This is a genomic window from Saccharothrix sp. ST-888, assembly GCF_000955975.1.
GTDB lineage: Bacteria > Actinomycetota > Actinomycetes > Streptomycetales > Streptomycetaceae > Kitasatospora.
Genome location: NZ_JYJF01000776.1, coordinates 1 through 325, shown reverse-complemented (window position 1 = coordinate 325; position 325 = coordinate 1). Strand labels below are relative to the sequence as shown.

The window sequence follows — 325 nt, the reverse complement described above, 5'->3', positions numbered from 1 at the left end:
ACCGAGGAGTCCTCGGCCGCCGGCTGGCCCTCCAGCCGGATCGGCCTGCCGGGTTTCCGCTGGGCGTGGCCGGCGTCTCCGATGGTGCGGGTGAGGTGGTGTGCCGGCTGTGGGGGCGCGATCGCCTGGAGCCGGGGGGTGCGGTGGGTGAGGTCGCGTCCCTGTGCGACCTGCGCGCTGTACGGGACCGGGTACGCCAGGAACTCCATCGACGGCGCCTGGCTGGCGCTGAACGCCACGGTCCACTACGGGCAGGACTACGACAACGCGTTCTGGGACGGCTCCCAGATGGTCTTCGGGGACGGCGACAACGTCATATTCACCG

1 pseudogene is annotated in these 325 nt (G+C 71.1%); it reads left to right on the top strand.

Annotated features, from left to right (window positions below):
• Positions 1–81: 81 nt before the first annotated feature.
• Positions 82–325 (top strand): annotated as a pseudogene (locus UK12_RS34530) (hypothetical protein); the annotation flags it as partial.